General features: G+C 53.4%; 18 protein-coding genes and 1 pseudogene. 12 read left to right on the top strand and 7 right to left on the bottom strand.

The window, feature by feature from the left end; all coding sequences use genetic code 11:
• Window positions 1-367: 367 nt before the first annotated feature.
• The 3 genes from V8L70_RS16475 to V8L70_RS16465 all read left to right on the top strand — a co-directional run bounded on the left by V8L70_RS16475 (window position 368) and on the right by V8L70_RS16465 (window position 2402).
• Window positions 368-1060, top strand: a complete 693-nt coding sequence (locus V8L70_RS16475) for a glutathione S-transferase family protein (RefSeq protein ID WP_101147538.1) — start codon at window positions 368-370, stop codon at window positions 1058-1060.
• 114 nt (window positions 1061-1174) lie between these two features.
• Entirely contained in the window at window positions 1175-1864 is a 690-nt protein-coding gene (locus V8L70_RS16470) for a glutathione binding-like protein (protein ID WP_008955992.1), read from the top strand.
• Window positions 1865-2045: 181 nt separating this feature from the next.
• Window positions 2046-2402: a phasin family protein gene (locus V8L70_RS16465; RefSeq protein WP_101147516.1), complete on the top strand. Its 357-nt coding sequence runs from the start codon at window positions 2046-2048 to the stop codon at window positions 2400-2402.
• Between the two features lie 88 nt (window positions 2403-2490).
• On the opposite strand, the gene V8L70_RS16460 is transcribed toward V8L70_RS16465, so the two are convergent.
• Both V8L70_RS16460 and uraD read right to left on the bottom strand, forming a co-directional pair.
• Window positions 2491-3867 carry a uracil-xanthine permease family protein gene (locus V8L70_RS16460; protein ID WP_101147515.1) on the bottom strand — a complete coding sequence of 459 codons (1377 nt, stop codon included), beginning with the start codon at window positions 3865-3867 and terminating at the stop codon, window positions 2491-2493.
• A 119-nt stretch (window positions 3868-3986) separates the two neighbouring features.
• Window positions 3987-4523 carry a 2-oxo-4-hydroxy-4-carboxy-5-ureidoimidazoline decarboxylase gene (uraD, locus tag V8L70_RS16455; RefSeq protein WP_101147514.1) on the bottom strand — a complete coding sequence of 179 codons (537 nt, stop codon included), beginning with the start codon at window positions 4521-4523 and terminating at the stop codon, window positions 3987-3989.
• A 145-nt stretch (window positions 4524-4668) separates the two neighbouring features.
• Here uraD and uraH point away from each other — a divergent pair, with 145 nt between their 5' ends.
• From uraH to V8L70_RS16440, 3 genes are read left to right on the top strand one after another with little or no spacing between them, the layout of a single operon-like run.
• Window positions 4669-5022: a hydroxyisourate hydrolase gene (gene uraH, locus V8L70_RS16450; RefSeq protein WP_101147513.1), complete on the top strand. Its 354-nt coding sequence runs from the start codon at window positions 4669-4671 to the stop codon at window positions 5020-5022.
• Window positions 5023-5082: 60 nt separating this feature from the next.
• On the top strand, window positions 5083-6285 hold the full coding sequence (locus tag V8L70_RS16445; RefSeq protein ID WP_101147512.1) for a urate hydroxylase PuuD: 1203 nt from the start codon (window positions 5083-5085) through the stop codon (window positions 6283-6285).
• Between the two features lie 15 nt (window positions 6286-6300).
• Window positions 6301-7035: a GntR family transcriptional regulator gene (locus V8L70_RS16440; protein ID WP_101147511.1), complete on the top strand. Its 735-nt coding sequence runs from the start codon at window positions 6301-6303 to the stop codon at window positions 7033-7035.
• 458 nt (window positions 7036-7493) lie between these two features.
• Here V8L70_RS16440 and V8L70_RS22950 read toward each other — a convergent pair.
• The 5 genes and pseudogenes from V8L70_RS22950 to V8L70_RS16420 all read right to left on the bottom strand — a co-directional run.
• Window positions 7494-7580: pseudogene (locus V8L70_RS22950) on the bottom strand (addiction module protein); the annotation flags it as partial.
• A gap of 223 nt (window positions 7581-7803) precedes the next feature.
• On the bottom strand, window positions 7804-8418 hold the full coding sequence (locus V8L70_RS16435) for a hypothetical protein (protein ID WP_198556127.1): 615 nt from the start codon (window positions 8416-8418) through the stop codon (window positions 7804-7806).
• A 445-nt stretch (window positions 8419-8863) separates the two neighbouring features.
• Window positions 8864-10333 (bottom strand): NCS1 family nucleobase:cation symporter-1, encoded by a 1470-nt coding sequence (locus V8L70_RS16430; protein ID WP_101147510.1) that lies wholly within the window; start codon window positions 10331-10333, stop codon window positions 8864-8866.
• Window positions 10334-10362: 29 nt separating this feature from the next.
• Complete coding sequence (locus tag V8L70_RS16425) at window positions 10363-11721, bottom strand: NCS1 family transporter (RefSeq protein ID WP_101147509.1); 1359 nt, start codon at window positions 11719-11721, stop codon at window positions 10363-10365.
• A 179-nt stretch (window positions 11722-11900) separates the two neighbouring features.
• On the bottom strand, window positions 11901-12656 hold the full coding sequence (locus tag V8L70_RS16420; protein ID WP_101147508.1) for an aspartate/glutamate racemase family protein: 756 nt from the start codon (window positions 12654-12656) through the stop codon (window positions 11901-11903).
• A gap of 319 nt (window positions 12657-12975) precedes the next feature.
• Between V8L70_RS16420 and puuE the strand changes: the two genes are divergently transcribed.
• The 6 genes from puuE to V8L70_RS16390 all read left to right on the top strand — a co-directional run bounded on the left by puuE (window position 12976) and on the right by V8L70_RS16390 (window position 18050).
• On the top strand, window positions 12976-13911 hold the full coding sequence (puuE, locus tag V8L70_RS16415; protein WP_101147507.1) for an allantoinase PuuE: 936 nt from the start codon (window positions 12976-12978) through the stop codon (window positions 13909-13911).
• Between the two features lie 22 nt (window positions 13912-13933).
• Window positions 13934-14809, top strand: coding sequence for a MurR/RpiR family transcriptional regulator (locus tag V8L70_RS16410; protein WP_101147506.1), 876 nt, complete (start codon window positions 13934-13936; stop codon window positions 14807-14809).
• Window positions 14810-15147: 338 nt separating this feature from the next.
• Window positions 15148-16002, top strand: coding sequence for a transporter substrate-binding domain-containing protein (locus V8L70_RS16405; RefSeq protein ID WP_198556126.1), 855 nt, complete (start codon window positions 15148-15150; stop codon window positions 16000-16002).
• 8 nt (window positions 16003-16010) lie between these two features.
• A complete protein-coding gene (locus V8L70_RS16400; RefSeq protein ID WP_101147505.1) occupies window positions 16011-16688 on the top strand; it encodes an amino acid ABC transporter permease in 678 nt (225 codons plus the stop codon).
• A complete protein-coding gene (locus V8L70_RS16395) occupies window positions 16685-17341 on the top strand; it encodes an amino acid ABC transporter permease (protein WP_101147504.1) in 657 nt (218 codons plus the stop codon). The genes V8L70_RS16400 and V8L70_RS16395 overlap by 4 nt, the downstream gene beginning before the upstream one ends.
• Window positions 17322-18050: an amino acid ABC transporter ATP-binding protein gene (locus V8L70_RS16390; RefSeq protein ID WP_101147503.1), complete on the top strand. Its 729-nt coding sequence runs from the start codon at window positions 17322-17324 to the stop codon at window positions 18048-18050. Before V8L70_RS16395 ends, V8L70_RS16390 begins: the two co-directional genes overlap by 20 nt.
• Window positions 18051-18056: the final 6 nt, after the last annotated feature.

Genomic DNA, 18056 nt, shown 5'->3' with positions numbered 1-18056 from the left:
TAATTTGGTATGCTCCGCAATAATCGCCCGGCGTTTGTATCGCCAGCCGGGTGTAGTAGAAAGATACGTTTAGGCTAACCAGATGACTACATTGGAAAATTGGTCTTACCAGTGTAACGGTCGTTTTGAACGTAAGCTTGCGCTACTGGTTTTTACCTAATTGGTTGTTTTTAAATTATTTTTAGGTGGATTTTCAAGGCGTGTGCCCAGCTGGCCCATTAGACTAATAGACAGTGCTAAGTAGTCTCTCTTGCACGGTTAGATGGTTGGGCTCATTGTTAACTACGCTAAATGTGTAAAAGAGCTTTCTAAGCCCTTTTTACCCATTGTTTTCACCAATGATCCTCTCAACAAAAAGGCGGTAGTGATGGCACTAAAGCTTTATGACCTGTGTGGCCGAGATGAACGGCTACGCTTTTCACCTTATTGCTGGCGCGTGCGCATGGCGCTCGCCCATAAAGGCTTGGAATTCACCACCGTGGCGTGGCGATTCCTCGACAAAAAAGCGTTGGAGTTTGCTGACTACGACAAAGTGCCGGTGCTCTGCGATGGCGATAAAGTGGTGACTGATAGCTTTGAAATCATGCGCTATCTGGATAAAGCCTATCCCGACGCTCCCATGCTGGGTGAAGGGGCCAGTTATCAGCGGGTTTTACTGTTCAAATACTTTGTTGAACGTAGCGTAACACCAGCACTGTTTCGCATTATTGCCATGGATCTGCTTGCGGCCATTCACCCAGACGATCGCGACTATTTCCGCAAAACTCGTGAAGCGCGGTTTGGTTGCACATTAGAAGAGTTCCATCAGCCAGAGCAGGGCAAACAGCAGCTCAAGCAGGTATTAGCACCTGTGCGCGACTTGCTACGGGACAGCGCCTTTTTAGACGGCGATGCACCTGCCGGTTCCGATTACCTACTGTTCGGCAGCATGATGTGGGCGCACGTCGTATCGACACAGACGCTAGTAGAGGCTGGCGACCCGGTCGATGAATGGTTTAAGCGTATGCTCAGCGTACACGGTGGGGAAGCTAGCAAGGCCCTGACCGTGCGTGATCTATAACGCCAACTGCGCGATATAGCTGACAGGGGCGGTACGCTAACGTACCGCCTGATTAATATGAAAGCTTGGTAAACTCATGGCGAGTGAATCAACGTTTTCAACAAGGAGATGGCAATGATTGACCTGTACTACTGGACAACACCTAACGGCCACAAAATCTCCATCATGCTCGAAGAAGCCAAACTGGCGTATCGAGTGAAGCCAATTAATATCGGCCGCGGTGAGCAGTTTGACCCTGAGTTTCTCACCATCGCCCCTAATAACCGCATTCCCGCCATTGTCGATCACGCGCCAAAGGATGGCGGGCAGCCGCTTTCGATGTTTGAGTCTGGCGCGATTCTGGAATACCTCGCCGATAAGAGCGGTCTTTTCCTGCCTGCTGCGGGCCGCGAACGCTACATCGTGCTGCAGTGGCTACACTGGCAAATGGGCGGTTTAGGCCCGATGGCAGGCCAAAACCACCACTTTTGCCACTACGCCCCGCAGAAAATTGAGTACGCCATCGAGCGTTACGTGCGTGAAACCAATCGCCTTTACAGCGTGTTGGATCAGCGCCTGGCGAATCACACTTATGTGGGCGGCGATGACTATTCGATTGCCGACATGGCGATCTACCCCTGGATTGTGCCCTGGGAAAAACAGCGTCAAACCATTGAAGAGTTTCCCGACCTGGAGCGCTGGTTTGAGATGGTCAAAGCACGCCCAGCCGTACGCCGGGCGTACGCATTGGTTGAAGAAGTAAATCCCCAGGCAGGTGTGGAAATGGACGAGCAAGCGCGTAAGCATTTGTTCGGTAACCGCTAGTCGTCGGGGTGCCGACAGCGTTTTGCACTAACCAGAAGTGAGCAGGCGCAGCATGAGTAAAAAACCATGTTGCGCTGCACAAAAAGCACTGCTAGCTTTAATGGCAGCAGAGGCAACAGCCTGGCTAACAACCGCCTAATGAGACGTGTTTATGTGCTAGCTCACACCTGGAGATATGAAGATGACGAAAGCTACTGATAAGACAACGCAACAGTTTGAATCCGCTTTTGTTTCACCCATGCGTTCTTACACTTTAACCGCCCTTGATTACTACGATCAGCTTTTCAGTGCGCAGATGGACGCTTTCCGTGCCTACTCTGATATGGCAATTTCACAAGCGCGCACTTGGCTTGATGTAAAAGACGCTGATAGTTTCAAGAAAGCGATGGAAAGTCAGCAGAAAACAGCCAGTGAATTCATGGAACGCGTAAAAGGTGACACTGAAAAAGTGACATCAATCGGTAAAAGTTTCGCTCAAGATAGCCAGCAACATGCGGAAGAATCCACGAAGAACGTGGTAGAAAAAGCGAAACAATAAGTTAGCTTTAGACTATCTAAAAGCGCTTTGCCCTATAGGGGCGCGGCGCTTTTTTGTATCTAGCTAACGGCAAAAGGTGTAATGACCGTTAACGCTTAGCTTTAGATTCAGCTTCAGCTTCTGCAGCAGCTAGCTTGGCTTGCCGGTCAGGCTTGCCCGGTAAGATGGCATCCAGCAATAAAGCGGCGAGGGCGGCAGGCACTAAGCCCGACTTAAGCAACAGCCCCAATTGACCAGGCATGGTTTCTGAGATTGCCTCGACGGCAGGCAGACCGATCCCCAGGCTTAGTGACACGGCGATGATCAGCATATTGCGCTGATCCAGCTCGCACTCTTTGATGATTTTAAGCCCCGCCGATGCGATCATACCGAACATCACTACGCCTGCTCCGCCAAGTACCGCAGGCGGCATGGCGGCGACCAGCCCACCCAGCTTGGGAAATAGCCCCATGGCGATTAATAGCAGCCCGCCGATAGTCACCACGTGGCGACTGACTACGCCAGTGAGGGTAATTAGGCCAACATTTTGCGCATAAGCGGTGTTGGGCAGGGTGTTGAAAACGGCGGCAAATGAAGTCGCTACCCCATCGGCCATAACGCCGCCAGAGAGCTCTCGGTCTTTTGCGGGGCGGCCAGCCCCGGTGGTGGTAATCGCGGAGATATTGCCAATCGTTTCTAGCCCCACCACAAACATAATCAGCGTCATGCCGATGATCGCGGTGCCTGAAAACGTCATGCCGTATTCCAGCGGCTTGGGCAGTGCGAACCAGGCAGCGTTACTTAGCGAGGTAAAATCGACCTTGCCAAGAGCGATGGCCACCGCGTAGCCAGCCATTAAGCCAAACAGAATGGAAGAGGCTTTAATAAAGCCCCGTCCATACTGGTGAATGGCAATCGTCACGCTGAGGACAAACAGCGCCAACAGCAAGTTACCAGGCGATGCGAAGTCATCCGCGCCAACGCCACCCGCGGCGTAATTGAGGCCTACCGGCATCAACGTAATACCGATCAGCAGCACCACGATGCCGGTCACTACCGGCGAGAACCAGTGGCGAATCTTCTTTAAAAAAGCGCCGAGAACAATTTGCAGCAGCCCAGCCACAAAGGAAGCACCGAGCACAGCGGGCAGGCCAAATGCTTTAGCCAATGGTAGTGCCACCGGCAAAAAACCAAAGCTGGTGCCCTGCACAATAGGCAGGCGGGCGCCTATTGGTCCAATACCGATGGTTTGTACCAGAGTGGATACCCCCGCCACAAACAGCGCCACCTGGATTAAAAAGATCTGCTCCGCCGGATTGGCGCCAATCACGCCGGCAATAATAATTGGCGGCGTTACGTTACCCGCGAACATGGCCATGATGTGCTGTAGGCCGAGTGGAATCGCTTTTGAGAGCGGCGGCATCGCATCAGGGTTTTGATTGATAGTACGCGAAGGCCGCGTTTGGGCATCGGGCGGAGAAGACATTAGGGAGCCTTTATTCGCAGTGGGTGGCATTGTTTATTTATTGCATCCAGTTACTAATAAAAGTGTATACAAGAAATAAATGCAAGCAGCCATTGGCGAATAGTCTTTAACGCTTCAGCTTATTGTTCGGCACGCGCCCTTAACCGAAAACGTGCAATACGGATAATTTGCTCAATGGCCGTTTGTCGTTCGGTGGCTGCGTCGTTGTGCAGGCGCTTTTCAAAGGCAGCAAGAATGTCATGCCGATCTAGCCCTTTAACGGCAATCACGAAAGGAAAACCGAACTTCTCCTTGTACGCAGCGTTAAGGTCTTCAAAGCGCGCAAACTCCTCAGGGCTGCACTGGTCGAGCCCGGCGCCTGCCTGTTCGCTGGTTGAATCTTGAGTGAGTTCACCTGCCATGGCGGCTTTGCCTGCCAAGTCTGGGTGCGCCTGAATCACTTTAATTTGCTGTTCACTGCTTGCCTGCTGCAACATAAGACCCATCAGCGCGGCCAGTGCGTCGGGCGCATCGTGGGCGTCAGTCAGGCCATGCTGCCAAGCCGCTTCGGCTACCCAGGGGGAGTGCTCATAAACATCCCCATAGTGATGGGTAAGCATTTCCAGGCTGCACTGACTCGGTGCGGGGGAAAGCAGTAACGGGTGAGTTGTAGGCATTGGCACTCTCCAAAACGAATAATATTAAAGCGACGATTGTTCAAATGTGCTGGAATGGAATTACTGTATACAATAAATAGCAGTAACGGTACTCTTTGACCAATAGGTCAAGACAACCAAACAACGTTATAAATAAGGAGTGGCCATGGGGCGTTTAACCACCCACGTACTGGATACCGCCAGAGGTCAGCCCGGTCAGGGCATTATCATTGAGGTGTTTCACCTTACCGGCAGTGATCGCCAGCATCTGAGTACCGTCATCACCAACAGTGACGGGCGTTGCGATGCACCTATTTTAGAAGGTGATGCGCTTACACCAGGGGAGTATGAGCTGGTGTTCCATGCCGGTGATTACCTGCGTGCCCAGGGCGTTGAAGCTAATGAGCCGCGCTTTTTAGACGTAATCCCGCTGCGCTTTGGCGTTGCCGATGCCAGCCAGCACTACCATGTGCCGCTACTCCTCTCGCCCTATGGCTACTCAACTTATCGCGGTAGCTGATTTGTCTGAAACCTGGCTGCTCTCGCTGAGTTTTCAGGCAAACCTAACGGGATTTATTTTATGCAAGCGTACCTAATCGAGTTTGTTAACTTACTGCTGCGCTGGCTGCATGTGATTGCTGCCATCGCCTGGATCGGTGAGTCGATCTATTTTGTCATGCTGGATAATAGCCTGCGCGCACCGAAAGCTGAGGAGGACCGCGAGAAGGGCGTCTTTGGTGAAATGTGGTCGGTGCATGGCGGTGGTTTTTACCACAACCAGAAGTACGCCACCGCGCCCGCCAAGCTACCCAACGATCTGCACTGGTCATTCTGGAAAGCCTATACCACCTGGCTTTCCGGCTTTGCGCTGTTTGTGATTCTCTACATGGTCAATCCGGGCTTCTATCTGGTAAACCCCAATAGCCCCTGGGAGTGGGCCGCCAACATGACCGGCTGGCAGGCCAACGTGCTGGCACTGGCATTTCTACTCGGTGGCTGGGTGGTTTATAACGAGCTGTGTAAGCGCATTAGCCCCAACATGGATCGCGACGGCCTGCTCAGCATTGCGGTTGCCGTGATGATGGTGATAGTTGCCTATCTAAGCACGCAAATGTTTACCGGCCGCGCCGCCTTACTACTCACTGGCGCGGTGATGGCGACGGCGATGTCGGCTAACGTCTTCTTCTGGATTATCCCCGGCCAGCGCCGCATGGTAAAAGCCATGAAGGCAGGTGATGCCCCCAATCCGCTGGATGGCAAACGCGGCAAGCAGCGCTCGGTGCATAACACCTACTTCACGCTGCCGGTCGTGTTGCTGATGGTGAGTAATCACTACTCCTTTATTTACTCCCACGAGCTTGCCTGGGTGGTGATGGTGCTGTTTATCTTTGCCGGTGCCTTGATCCGTCAGTTCTTTGTATTGATGCATGCAGGCAAAACCCAGCCCGCCTATCCCGCCTTTGGGGTAGGGCTTATTCTGTTAGCCTTTTGGGTGGCGGCGCCGAGTGCTTCATCACCGAGCGGTGATGAAGGTGCGCAAGGGCCGGATCAGGCGCAAATCACTGGCTTGATCGAGCAGCACTGTGTTCAGTGCCACGCTCGCAACCCCGAACACGCCGGTTTTTCAGCGCCGCCCGCCGGGTTTGCTTTCGATAGCTGGGATGAGATTCTGAGCCAAAAGGCGCAAATTCAGCAGGTTGTCGCCAGCCAATATATGCCGTTGGGCAATATGACCAACATGAGCGATGAAGAGCGCGATATCATCGCCGCTTGGGAGGAATGATCAGAGAGGCTAGCTATGAGTGATGCGCAGGCGCCGGTAAAGCGGCGCGCTCCTGCTAAAGAAGTTAAAAATAGCAAAGAGGGCGATGAGCGCCACGATGCTATCTATCGCTCCGTCAGCGACGCGATTGTTGAGCAGCGCTTAAAGCCCGGCGCCCGGCTGCGCGAGGATGCCCTGGCGGACGTGTTCGGCATTAGCCGCACCGGTATTCGTAAAATCCTGCAACGTTTGGCATTGGAGCAGTTAGTCACGCTAACACCGCGTCGTGGCGCCAGCGTCACCCGACCCACCGCCGACGAAGCCAAAGACGTATTCGATGCCCGCCAGTTAATCGAATGCGGGCTGATGCCCGATGTAGCCCGGCGCATGAGTGAAAAAGAAGCAGCAGAACTGCGCGAAATGGCCCGCCAAGAGCGCCAAGCGCTGCGCAGCGGCCAGCAGAGCGTGGCCATTCGGCTCTCGGCCGATTTTCACGTGCGCCTTGCGCAGCTCTCAGGTAACGCCACCCTGGCAGAGTTTGTCGAACGGCTCTGCTCGCGCTCATCGCTGATACTCGCCGTCTACGGCCATCGCGGCCACCTGGGCTGCGAATCTCACGATCACGACGACCTGATCGGCTACCTGGAAGCAGGCAACGGCGAGCGCGCCAAAGCCTTTATGAGCCGCCACCTAAAAGCTATCGAAGCCTCGCTATCGATGGTCGAAGAGGAAGAGAACGTGCCGGATTTGCAGCAGATATTTGGGGGTTAGGGGGAGTAGTTTGTAGTGTTAGCGCTTTTAACACGGCTTGAGGCTCTTTAGATACGACTTTTAATAGCACTAGAGCGGGGCCGTGAAGCCCTGTGTGGATCGCCGATCCGATGCCTCGGTGCAGGAGGTGGTGCGGGCTTGAGGCTATAATCCCTCGGCTAACCGATTATGCCCGTTGGAGCCAATAACCCGGCTTGCGGCTTTGATGCATTAGCGCCACTACGTGACAGGTAGAAATTGAAGGCTTATAGACGATAGCGTACGGAAATTTTGTCAGCAAAAATCTGCGTGTTTGCTTACCGAATTTCGGCCACGTTTCTGGCAAAGACTTTATCGATTCGAAAGCAGACTCCAGTTCGCTGATGAATCATCCCCCAAACCAACTGCCTGCTGTTCGTACCATGAATAAGCCTCTTGTAGCTCGCCATAAATCTCTGGATGAAAACTCAGCTCAGCCATTATGTGGGACGCTTAATTTGGCCTTTAATTTCTTCCCATGACACCCCTTGAACTTTGCCAGTCTCAAGCTCATCGAGCCGCTGTTCAGCAAGAGAGAGCTAAGCCGCATCCACCCCCTTCATCGTGCTGAGTTTCAAGGCTAGAAATCAGACAGTGGGCAAGCAAAGCTCGATCATTGGCTGAAAGCCTTTTTGTCTCTTGAATGACTTGTTCGAGTCTCATGATCGTGGAACCTCTTCGCCTTAGCAGATTTACTCTTTAATTCTAGCATGCCGGAGACGGGGGGAGAGAAACGGCATAACGCCGCATTCAGCGGCTCGTTCGCTGCAATGCTTTGTTGGAAGCGCTCATTTCATCCATTTCATCTGGATTACTGAGGTACATCTTAACAAGTTGGTATTTATCCAAACCTCTATTGCTAAGACCAATGTCCTCTCGAATAGCCTTGTACAAATGGTCAACGGCTTTCAGAACGTTACCACCTTCAGAAGATATCTTTTGAAAGTTTAGCTGGGCATTTATTACCTTTGGTGAACCCCACAGAACTACGTTCGTTTTGAATCCCACCATAAAATCGACAAGCTCTTGTTGAGTAGGTGGCTTGAGTGAAACACTTTCGTTGCCTTCAGCCATCATGCGGGCCGCTATGTCCAAAAAATCTTTGTATATTTCAACTTTCCTTGCACGATGCGCCTCTTCAATCTCTCGCTTCTTTATCTGAGATTGAGTGTAGAGGGCTCCGCCAACACCAACCAAAACAGTTGCCATTGCACCAACAATGGCTGCAGATACTGACGGGTTGGCACTTTCTAAGAACGTCAGAAGTCGGGCAGCCACAAGCCAAAGGAGATAGATCGACCCGAAAATCAGTGCAAATCCGAACAGGATGCTGACAAACTGCCAAACTTTAGAAGTTTTGCTCATAGCTATCCTTTAGCTTCTAAACGTTTATTCATACGTATGCGCGTTTTCCTGGGAAGCCAAAAACTACCAATAAGCAACAAGTGACTGATATAAAATGAAAATACTCACCTTATCCTGATAAAGGCCAGCAGAAAATTACGTATGCGCTTAAACATATATAATCTTTTTATAACTCATCGTTTTTAATTATTCTAATGTAGTGAAGTACTTTCAGAAAAATGAGCACACATTCCCTAGAGCCTACCAGAAAAAAGCGCACTACAGATCGAAAATAGCTCATTCCGCTGAGTTTTGATACCACGAGATATGTTGCTTGGTAGCGCCAGGGGGAGAATATCGAAAGGTTCCCAACTGGCCGCGGTAGCCCGCGACCCAAAAAAAGCGCCATCGGCAAAACCGATGACGCTTGCATGAGCTTCTAATCAGCTAGTTACGACCCGCTTGTCTACTGCTCAGCATACGCAGGCGCAGCCTTAAACTGCCGCATCAACCCATAGTAGAACAGCCCTCCTAGACCTGCACCAATCAGCCAGCCATAGCCGCCCAAGCTGGATAGCGCAGGCACTAACACGGTAGAGAGCGAGAACAGGGCCGCAACGCCAAAGGCGATAAGCGCGCGGGTGTTCCAGCCGTTTACATAGTAGTAGGCGCTGCCCGGTGCTGATGAGAACAGCTCCTGCATGTTTAGGTGCTGACGCTTAATCAGGTAGTAGTCGACCACGATAATGCCGTAGAAAGGCGCGACGATGGCCCCTAGCGCATTTACAAAGCCGGGCACGCCAATCTGGCTGATAACCGAGAGCCATAGTGCGCCGACAAAGAACGCGATTACTGCGGTAATCAGACCGCCCATCTTGAAGCTGATCTTGCTGGGGAACAGGTTGGCCAGATCGTAAGCGGGTGGAATGAAGTTGGCGACTAGGTTGATGCCGACTGTAGCGGCAAAGAAGGTTAGCGCGGCGATAATGGTTAGCGGCAGTGAATCGACCCGTTCAACGATATCGGCGGGGTTGGTCAGCGCCTCGCCAAACAGCACCAGGGTACCGGCGGTAATAATCAGTGCGATAAACGAGAAGAACGCGACATTGAGCGGCAAGCCTAGCAGGTTGCCCAGCTTCATCTGGCGTTCGGTTTTCACAAAGCGGGTGAAGTCGCCGAAGTTGATCACCACCGCCGCGAAATAGGCCACCATGGTGCCCACAATCGCCATAAAGGCCGCGATCGAACTGCCGCTGGTTTCACTGCCACCGCTAAAAATGGTGCCAATGGCAGGGATCAGTTCACTTCCTGCCTGGTACCAAACAATGATCATCAGCACCAACATCACTACGTAGACCAGCGGGCCAGCCCAGTTCAAGAAGTGTTTAATGCGTTCAATGCCTTGCCAGAAAATTGCGATCTGAAACAGCCATACAATCACAAACGACACCCAGGCCACGCCGGAAAGCCCCAGGAAGGTGCTGCCGCTGCCTGCGCCCACAAAGGCGGTAATGAGTAGGGTGACAGCGGTGGAGGCGAAGTAGGTCTGCACGCCGTACCAAAATATCCCCACGATGGCGCGCAGCATCGCGGGCAGGTTCGCACCGCGTACGCCCATGCTGGCACGCACCATGACGGGGAAAGGAATGCCGTATTTAACGCTGGGCTTACCGGTGAGGTTGACCAGAAACATCACGATCACGCCCGCCAGAATAATCGCCGCCATTACCGCCCAGCCGTTCAGGCCGTAGGTTAAAAACAGTGAGGCAGCGAGTGTGTAACCAAACAGGCTCTGGATATCGTTAGACCAAACGTTAAATATCTCAAAGGCGCCCCAGTTACGATCCTGGGGTTTAAGCGGCGCCAGATCCTCGTTATAGAGCGTGGGATCGATGTGTTTAATATCCAGGTCACTAACGTCGTTACTCTCTTTCATCTTATTAGCTCTTCGGTTGGCAAATGGAGTTACTGACTAAAGCGCTGGCAGGGAGCCCAGTACTTCATCAACAAATAGTAGGTAACACCGGCGGGGATCAGGCTGGCGTACCACGAGATCGCCGAGAAAGAGAGCGCCGCCACAATACCCACCGCTGTGGCGATGAAAGCGGCCAAGTTAATACCCTGATAAGGTCCGTTACCGTCATACAGTTTGTCGATATCCAGCGTGCGACGACGAATCACATAATAATCGACCACCAGAATGGCGAAGATAGGGCCTAGGAAAGCAGAGTAAGTTTGTACAAACAGCTGGAGGCCTGCCGCAGAACCCGGCTGAACCAGTTTCCAGGGGAAAGTGGCGAAGGCCAGCAAGCCAACGATCACCGTGGCGACCGAGAACTTAATCTTGAAGACGTCCATCAACACATAGGTCGGCGGTACCACGTTGTTAAGCACGTTGGTGGTGACCTGGGCAAAGGCGATGAACAGCAGGGTGGTCATTAACAGCGGGGTGTTGTCGACGGCGTTGGCAAACACCTGAATAGGATCGGCGGTGCCAGTAGCCTGGGAGACCATATAGCCGATCAAGCCCATAAACAGCGTGCAGGGCAGAATCGACATGGCGTAGATGGTGGTCAGCAGGCTCTGGGCCGTGCCCTTTTTATGCTCGCGAGAGTAGTCGCTGACGTTGAGCATCATGGTGCTGTAGATGCCCAGGAACAGCATGGTCGCGCCCCAGAACGGCATGCCCCAGGAGCCTTCCATGGTTAGTAGACTGGCGGAAAGCTCATCGCCATAGCGTTGCACCGTGGCGTAAAACATATACACCAGCGAGGCGAGGATAAAGGCACTGCCGATATTCTCTAACCACTTGATGCCCTGAAAGCCCATCACCGACAGGCCGATTTGCAGAAACTGGAAGGTAATGAAGTAGAAGATAAGGTTGTCGAAACCGAACAGGGTAGCCGACACCATATTGAGCGCCCCGGCACCAATCCAGCTTTGAAAGCCGTACCACACAACCGCCGGTACCGCGCGTACCAAGCCCGGTAAGCGCGTGCCCGTAAAACCAAATGCGCTGCGCGCCTGCACCATAAACGGAATGCCGTACTTGTAGCCTGCGGCCCCGTTAATGGCCAGGGCAATCCCGATCACAAAGCAGCCGATGGCAATGGCCAGCGTGGCTTGTAACAGGTTCAGAGTGCCGACCACGTTGGAGCCCATGGCAAAGGTGCCGATGGAAACGCAGCCGCCGAACCATGCCAGAAAGTAGGAGCCGCGCCCCATAATCCGAGTGTGTTGAGGGGCCAGGCTTTCCGCCCCGAGTGCTTTTGATCCAGCATCGGATCGTTCTTCTGACGCAAGAGCCGAGGGTGAAGCGCTCATGATGTCGTCCTCGCAAGATTATCGGTTTTATTGGCAGCTTGGGTACGTTGAGTACCCAAGCAACGCTTGCGGCGTGGCGTGCTAATGGACGTACTGGTTTTTAAAATATAGTTTTCGAAATTCTGTTTAATCTATTGTTATTAAATGCTTTGTAGTCATTTTTATGCTTTTTTCAGCTGTTATGACTTATGCGGTAAATCCAGATTGGAAAGTTCAGAAAACTTACCGGTGAAGGTCTTTGGCCGTGGGTAGGCAAGATCACCATGCTTACTGGTGTAAAGCCCTAAACTGATCAGCGATTCCGCCAGTTTCAGCGCGGCGGTAACACCTTCTACTACCGGCAGGCCCACTTCGTGACTAATCTGTTGGGTCAAGTTGGCCATGCCGCCGCAGCCTAAAACGATGGCGCCAATGCCATCTTCATCCCTCGCGCGGCAGCACTCTTCAACAATGCGCGTAAACGCCGCGTCAGGGTGATGCTCAAGATCCAACACGGGGATTTCAGCGGCGCGTATACGACGGCAGTGGTGACTAAAGCCGTACTGTTGAAGTAGATGCTCGGCGATAATGCCGGTGCGGCCCAGGGTCGTGACGATGGAAAAGCGGGTGCTTACCAGAGTGGCCAGATGAAATGCTGCTTCGGCAATCCCAATTACCGGCGCACGGGTCAGTTCTCGTGCGGCAAGCAAGCCAGGGTCGCCAAAGCAGGCCACTACATAAGCATCGATACCGCCTTCGCGCTCGCCTTTTAGCACTTCCTCGGCCACGCCCACCGCACTGACCACTTCGTCAAAATGGCTCTCGATGGAAACCGGCCCCGCGTCAGGCTGGGAAGCGCTTACGGTAGTGCCAGCGCATGCCTGTTGCTGTGCTGCCTGATGAATAGCAGCGGTCATCGAGGCCGTGGTGTTAGGGTTAATAATTCGTATATGCACGTTAAATAATCCGCATGTAAACAATATAACTTTTCTTGTATACAAAAATAGGGCGGTTTCTAGCCAGACGCAAGGGTCTAGCCGCGAATACACGACGAAAGTGATAGGCTAAAAGTTTGACCAATTGTTCAAGATTCAATGGCTTAACGGTTTTGATAGCGAGAAAGGCTATTGGTGTCAGATGATTAGCGTCCAGCTGCGTTGCGGTACGCTATTAATGTCGCTATTTTGTATACAAATAATTAGTTGCCGCACTGGCATTGCTCATCGAATAGAAGCTAATCAGTGCTGGTCAGAAATATGACTGAAGGAGCTAACCATGTCGTCCTCATCCAAGGTGCATTACCCACGCGATTTGATCGGTTACGGACGCAATCCGCCTCACGCCAATTGGCCCAATAAAGCCAAAATTGCCGTCCAGTTCGTGCTTAATTACGAAGAAGGCGGCGAAAATAGCGTGCTGCATGGCGATACCGGCTCGGAGCAGTTTCTGTCGGAAATCATCGGTGCACCGGCTTATCCAGATCGCCACTTGAGTATGGAGTCGATCTACGAATATGGCTCCCGCGCCGGGGTGTGGCGCATTCTGCGCGAGTTTGAGAAACGCGACCTACCGCTCACCGTGTTTGGCGTTGCCATGGCGCTGGAGCGCAACCCGGATGTGGCTCTGGCCTTTAAAGAGCTGGGCCACGAGATTGCCTGCCACGGCTACCGCTGGATTCACTATCAGGAAGTGCCCGAGCATGTTGAGCGGGAGCATCTACAGCAGGCCATGGAAATTTTTCAGCGTCTTTACGGTGAAAAGCCCGAAGGTTGGTACACCGGCCGCGATAGCCCCAATACCCGGCGGCTAGTACTGGACGAAGGCGGTTTCCTTTACGATAGCGACTACTACGGCGACGACTTGCCTTTTTGGACGCAGGTGACCGATAGTCAGGGCAGTGACCACAACCATCTGATTGTGCCCTACACGTTGGACAGTAACGATATGCGCTTCGCCGCGCCGCAAGGTTTCAACACCGCGGATCACTTCTTTACCTACCTGCGCGATGCCTTTGATGTACTTTACGCAGAAGGGGAGGAGGCGCCCAAAATGCTCTCGGTGGGCATGCACTGTCGTTTGTTGGGGCGCCCGGGGCGTTTTCGCGCGCTGCAGCGCTTTTTGGATTATATCGAAACCCACGACCGCGTTTGGGTGGCCCGCCGGGTCGATATCGCCCGTCACTGGGCGGAACATCACCCGGCAACTCGTTAATAAAGCAGCTTAATAGGATGCCATGACGCCGCATATCGGACAGCGAATTACTGCCCAGTTTGACGCGCTAACTGCTCAAGAGCAGCGGGTGGCGAGCTTTATTCTTGATCATTTTGATGATCTAGCGGTATACAGTGCCGCTGATTTGGCGCGCTTGACCGGGGTATCCAAATCGACGGTCAGCCGCTTGTTCAAGCGCTTGGGGTTCGAGAGCTACCGCACCGTTAAAGACCACGCCCGGCAGCTACGTAACCTGGGCGTGCCTTTGGTGATCGACGCTAACGCCATGCAGGAAGAGGCCGGCGCGCCGTTCCAGCGTCATTTGCAGCGGGAGCAGGATAATCTGCAGCGCTGCTTGAACGGCATTGCGGCGGATCAATTTGCTGCGCTGGTAGAGCGGTTGGATAGCGCGCGTCATGTGGTCGTAATCGGTTTTCGTAACAGCTACCCGCTAGCGCTGCATTTTCGCCAGCAGTTGATTCAGGCGCGCACCCAGGTGCGGGTGGTTCCTCACCCAAACCAATCGTTAGCGGAAGAGATCGTCGATCTGACCGAGCAGGATGTGGTGGTGCTGTTTGGTTTTCGCCGCCGTCCAGCGGCCTTTGCTTCGCTAATCGATGCACTTGAGCGCTCACCTGCCAAGGTAGCCTTACTGGCTGACCCCACCGCGGTCAATTTCGCCTCACAGGTAACGTGGTTTTTTGAAACGCCGCTGGAAAGCCTCTCCGCCTTCGATAGCTACGCCGCTGCCAATAGCCTGATCTGCCTGATTGCCAACGGCGTTCTGCATCGTCGTCTTGCAGAAGGTCGAGAGCGCATCAGCGCCATCAGCGATGTTTACGCTGAGCTTAGTGAGTTGGAAGCGCCCACCATGAGCGTGGATTGGAGCGCTCAGTAGCTGGAGTCTCTTCATGGTGCACCTCAGCGTATTGGCCGCTGAAAACTGCACCAACTCGTTGCATCACTCTCCTTTTATCCCTTCTTTTCAATGCGTCAGTCACTGCATTTTGGTTCTTGATGCTCTCTAAGCTGCTGTTCTGAAAAACGTTAGCCACTTCTGGTATCGCTGTTGCTATTAGCTGGTCAAGTGAAACGAAAGTTTCTTTGTTAGAAATAATGCAACAAAGCTTTCATTCGCTTTGCTTCCATCGCCAAGACCACCACTGCTAATTATTCAGCGATGCGTCTCTAGCAAAACCCAGATTTTGCAGAGCATGCGCCTGCCAGGAGATCTTTATGAAATCGCTATCCCACCGCTTCAATCACTCTTTTTCGAGCCGCTTTAAGCGCTTGCAGTCCGGCATTTTAGCTACAGGGTTGAGTGCCGCTGTTGTCCTCGGCGCTATTACTACTAGCCCAAATGTTCAGGCGGATGCGCTAGAAGATATCGAATCACGCGGCACTATCCGGGTGGCTGTCCCGCAAGACTTCCCGCCGTTTGGCTCGGTAGGCACCGACCTGCAGCCTCGGGGCTACGATATTGATATGGCCCAATACCTCGCTGACGAAATGGGCGTGGAGCTGGAAATTATCCCCGTCACCAGCGCTAACCGTATTCCCTATTTGCAGACCGGCCAGGCGGATCTGGTGATCTCCAGCCTGGGTAAAAATCCTGAGCGCGAAGCGGCGATTGATTTTTCTGATGCCTACGCACCGTTCTTCCTAGGCGTGTTCAGCGCTGATGAAGATGAAAGCGTGGAAGGCCCAGAAGGCTTGGCCGATAAAACCGTCGGGGTAACCCGCGGCGCCGTGGAAGATATGGAGCTTTCCAATATTGCCCCGGACTCCACGACGGTGCAGCGCTTTGAAGATAACGCCACTACCATTTCTGCGTTTCTTTCCGGCCAGGTCGATTACGTCGCCACCGGTAACGTCGTCGCCGCTGAGATTGCCGAGCGAAACAGTGACCGTGCGCCCTCGCTGATTTATCAGCTCAAAGATTCACCCTGCTATGTAGGAATGAATAAAAATGAGCCTGCGTTGATGGAAGAAGTGAATCGCCTGATCGCCCAGGGCCTGGAAGATGGCACCTTGAATGAGCTGTCCCAGCGTTGGTTCAGTGCCGACCTACCTGAAAACTTCGGTAGCTGAGGGGCGACATGGGGCCAACACTCGATTTTCTTACCCTGTTGCCCTACGTCAGTGAGCTTCTCAAAGGATTTACCACCACGGTCATTTTGACCGTGGTGACGACCTTAACGGGATTGTCGCTGGCAGTGGCGGTAGCATATTTACGCGTGAATGCGCAGCCATGGGTGCGCTGGGGGCTAGGCGGCTACGTCGAAGTCACCCGCAACACACCCTTCATTGTGCAACTGTTCTTTATCTTCTTCGGGCTACCGGGGCTCGGCATCAAAATTGATGCCATTACTGCAGCGTTTATTGCCATGACGCTCAACCTGGCCGCTTACAGCGCCGAGATTCTACGTGCCGGTATCAGCGCCACGGCGAAAGGGCAGTTGGAAGCCGGGCGGGCATTGGGTATGACCACGCTGCAAAGTTATCGCCATGTGGTGTTAGTGCCTGCTTTTGCGCGCGTTTACCCCGCGCTCATTAGTCAGTCGATCATCGTGATGCTGGGGTCGGCGGTGGTGTCGCAGATTTCGGTTTTCGATCTGACCTATGCCGCCAACTTTATCCAGTCACGCAACTTCCGCAGCTTTGAAGTCTACCTGCTGATTACGCTGGTCTATTTGCTCCTCGCCTTCGGTATGCGGCGCAGCTTTATGCTGGTGGGTAAGCGCGTATTCGCCTATCAGCAAGGAGAGCAACGATGATTGAGTTCACCTTATGGGACATTTTACGCAACCTGCTGCTGGCAACCCGCTGGACGATTGTGCTGTCGCTGATTGCCTTTGTGGGCGGTGCGACGGTGGGGTTGCTGTTGACCTTTATGCGTCTCTCCAGCAACCGCTGGCTGCAGCGCTTAACGTCTCTTTATGTCGACCTGTTCCAAGGCACGCCGCTATTGATGCAGCTGTTCTTGATCTTCTTCGGCGCCGCCGCCATGGGGCGCCCTATCTCTGCCTGGCTGGCGGCTTCCATCGCACTAACGCTGTTCACCAGTGCTTTCCTATGTGACATCTGGCGCGGCTGTTTAGAGGCGGTGGCCAAAGGGCAGTGGCACGCATCGCGGGTGTTAGGGATGAACTACTTCCAGACCATGCGCCATGTGATTTTGCCTCAGGCGCTGCGGCTTTCGATTCCGCCCACGGTGGGGTTCTCGGTGCAGGTCATCAAAGGCACGGCTCTGGCCTCTATCATTGGCTTTGTCGAGCTGACCAAGGCGGGCACCATGCTTAATAACGCCACCTTCGAACCCTTCACCATCTTCGCCCTTGTGGCTCTGCTTTACTTCGCGCTGTGCTACCCACTTTCCTGCTACGCGCGCTATCTGGAGAAAAAGCTCTATGACGCTGGTTTACGTTGATAACGTTCATAAAGCCTTTGGCGACCTGGAAGTGCTTAAAGGTATTAACCTTTCGGTTGCGCAAGGCGAAGTGGTGGCGATTATTGGTCGCAGCGGCTCGGGTAAAAGCACCCTGCTGCGTTGTCTGAATCAGCTGGAAAAACATGACAGCGGCCAGATTACCATTGCCGATAAGCAGCTGGATGCGGCGTCAATGTCGCCCAAAGAGCTGAGTGAAAACGTCGGCATGGTCTTCCAAAGCTTTAACCTGTTTCCCCATAAAACCGTGGGTGAAAACGTCTGCTTGGCGCCGCTGGTAGTGCGTGGTGAAGAGAAGGCTGACGTCGATAAAATTGCCCGCGAAGTGCTTGAGAAAGTCGGCCTCTCAGACAAATACGATGCTTACCCGGCGCAGCTCTCTGGTGGGCAGCAGCAGCGGGTCGCCATCGCTCGGGCGCTGGCCATGCGCCCTAAAGTGATGCTGTGCGATGAGGTGACTTCAGCGCTCGACCCAGAACTGGTCGGAGAAGTGCTGCGCGTACTGGAAGCGCTGGCGGCCGAGGGCATGACGCTCATTCTGGTCACCCACGAGATGAGCTTTGCCCGTGATGTGGCCGACCGCGTGGTGTTTATGCACCAGGGGCGCATCCACGAAGAGGGCGCCCCCAGCGAACTGTTCAGCAACCCACAAACGCCTGAGTTGAAGCAGTTTATTTCAGCAGTGCTCTAGTCGATC

The organism is Vreelandella arctica, assembly GCF_037070215.1.
In the GTDB taxonomy this organism is placed as follows: domain Bacteria; phylum Pseudomonadota; class Gammaproteobacteria; order Pseudomonadales; family Halomonadaceae; genus Vreelandella; species Vreelandella arctica.
This window is presented reverse-complemented; position numbering and strand designations above follow the sequence as displayed.

Bases quoted from the DNA above. Each gene is read 5' to 3' on its own strand.
- V8L70_RS16470 (WP_008955992.1), top strand. From the start codon at position 1,175: ATGATTGACCTGTACTACTGGACAACACCTAACGGCCACAAAATCTCC.
- V8L70_RS16395 (WP_101147504.1), top strand. From the start codon at position 16,685: ATGATTGAGTTCACCTTATGGGACATTTTACGCAACCTGCTGCTGGCA.
- puuE (WP_101147507.1), top strand. From the start codon at position 12,976: ATGTCGTCCTCATCCAAGGTGCATTACCCACGCGATTTGATCGGTTAC.
- V8L70_RS16430 (WP_101147510.1), bottom strand. From the start codon at position 10,333: ATGAAAGAGAGTAACGACGTTAGTGACCTGGATATTAAACACATCGAT.
- uraD (WP_101147514.1), bottom strand. From the start codon at position 4,523: ATGCCTACAACTCACCCGTTACTGCTTTCCCCCGCACCGAGTCAGTGC.
- V8L70_RS16390 (WP_101147503.1), top strand. From the start codon at position 17,322: ATGACGCTGGTTTACGTTGATAACGTTCATAAAGCCTTTGGCGACCTG.
- V8L70_RS16425 (WP_101147509.1), bottom strand. From the start codon at position 11,721: ATGAGCGCTTCACCCTCGGCTCTTGCGTCAGAAGAACGATCCGATGCT.
- V8L70_RS16400 (WP_101147505.1), top strand. From the start codon at position 16,011: ATGGGGCCAACACTCGATTTTCTTACCCTGTTGCCCTACGTCAGTGAG.
- V8L70_RS16445 (WP_101147512.1), top strand. From the start codon at position 5,083: ATGCAAGCGTACCTAATCGAGTTTGTTAACTTACTGCTGCGCTGGCTG.
- uraH (WP_101147513.1), top strand. From the start codon at position 4,669: ATGGGGCGTTTAACCACCCACGTACTGGATACCGCCAGAGGTCAGCCC.
- V8L70_RS16440 (WP_101147511.1), top strand. From the start codon at position 6,301: ATGAGTGATGCGCAGGCGCCGGTAAAGCGGCGCGCTCCTGCTAAAGAA.
- V8L70_RS16405 (WP_198556126.1), top strand. From the start codon at position 15,148: ATGAAATCGCTATCCCACCGCTTCAATCACTCTTTTTCGAGCCGCTTT.
- V8L70_RS16410 (WP_101147506.1), top strand. From the start codon at position 13,934: ATGACGCCGCATATCGGACAGCGAATTACTGCCCAGTTTGACGCGCTA.
- V8L70_RS16465 (WP_101147516.1), top strand. From the start codon at position 2,046: ATGACGAAAGCTACTGATAAGACAACGCAACAGTTTGAATCCGCTTTT.
- V8L70_RS16475 (WP_101147538.1), top strand. From the start codon at position 368: ATGGCACTAAAGCTTTATGACCTGTGTGGCCGAGATGAACGGCTACGC.
- V8L70_RS16460 (WP_101147515.1), bottom strand. From the start codon at position 3,867: ATGTCTTCTCCGCCCGATGCCCAAACGCGGCCTTCGCGTACTATCAAT.
- V8L70_RS16435 (WP_198556127.1), bottom strand. From the start codon at position 8,418: ATGAGCAAAACTTCTAAAGTTTGGCAGTTTGTCAGCATCCTGTTCGGA.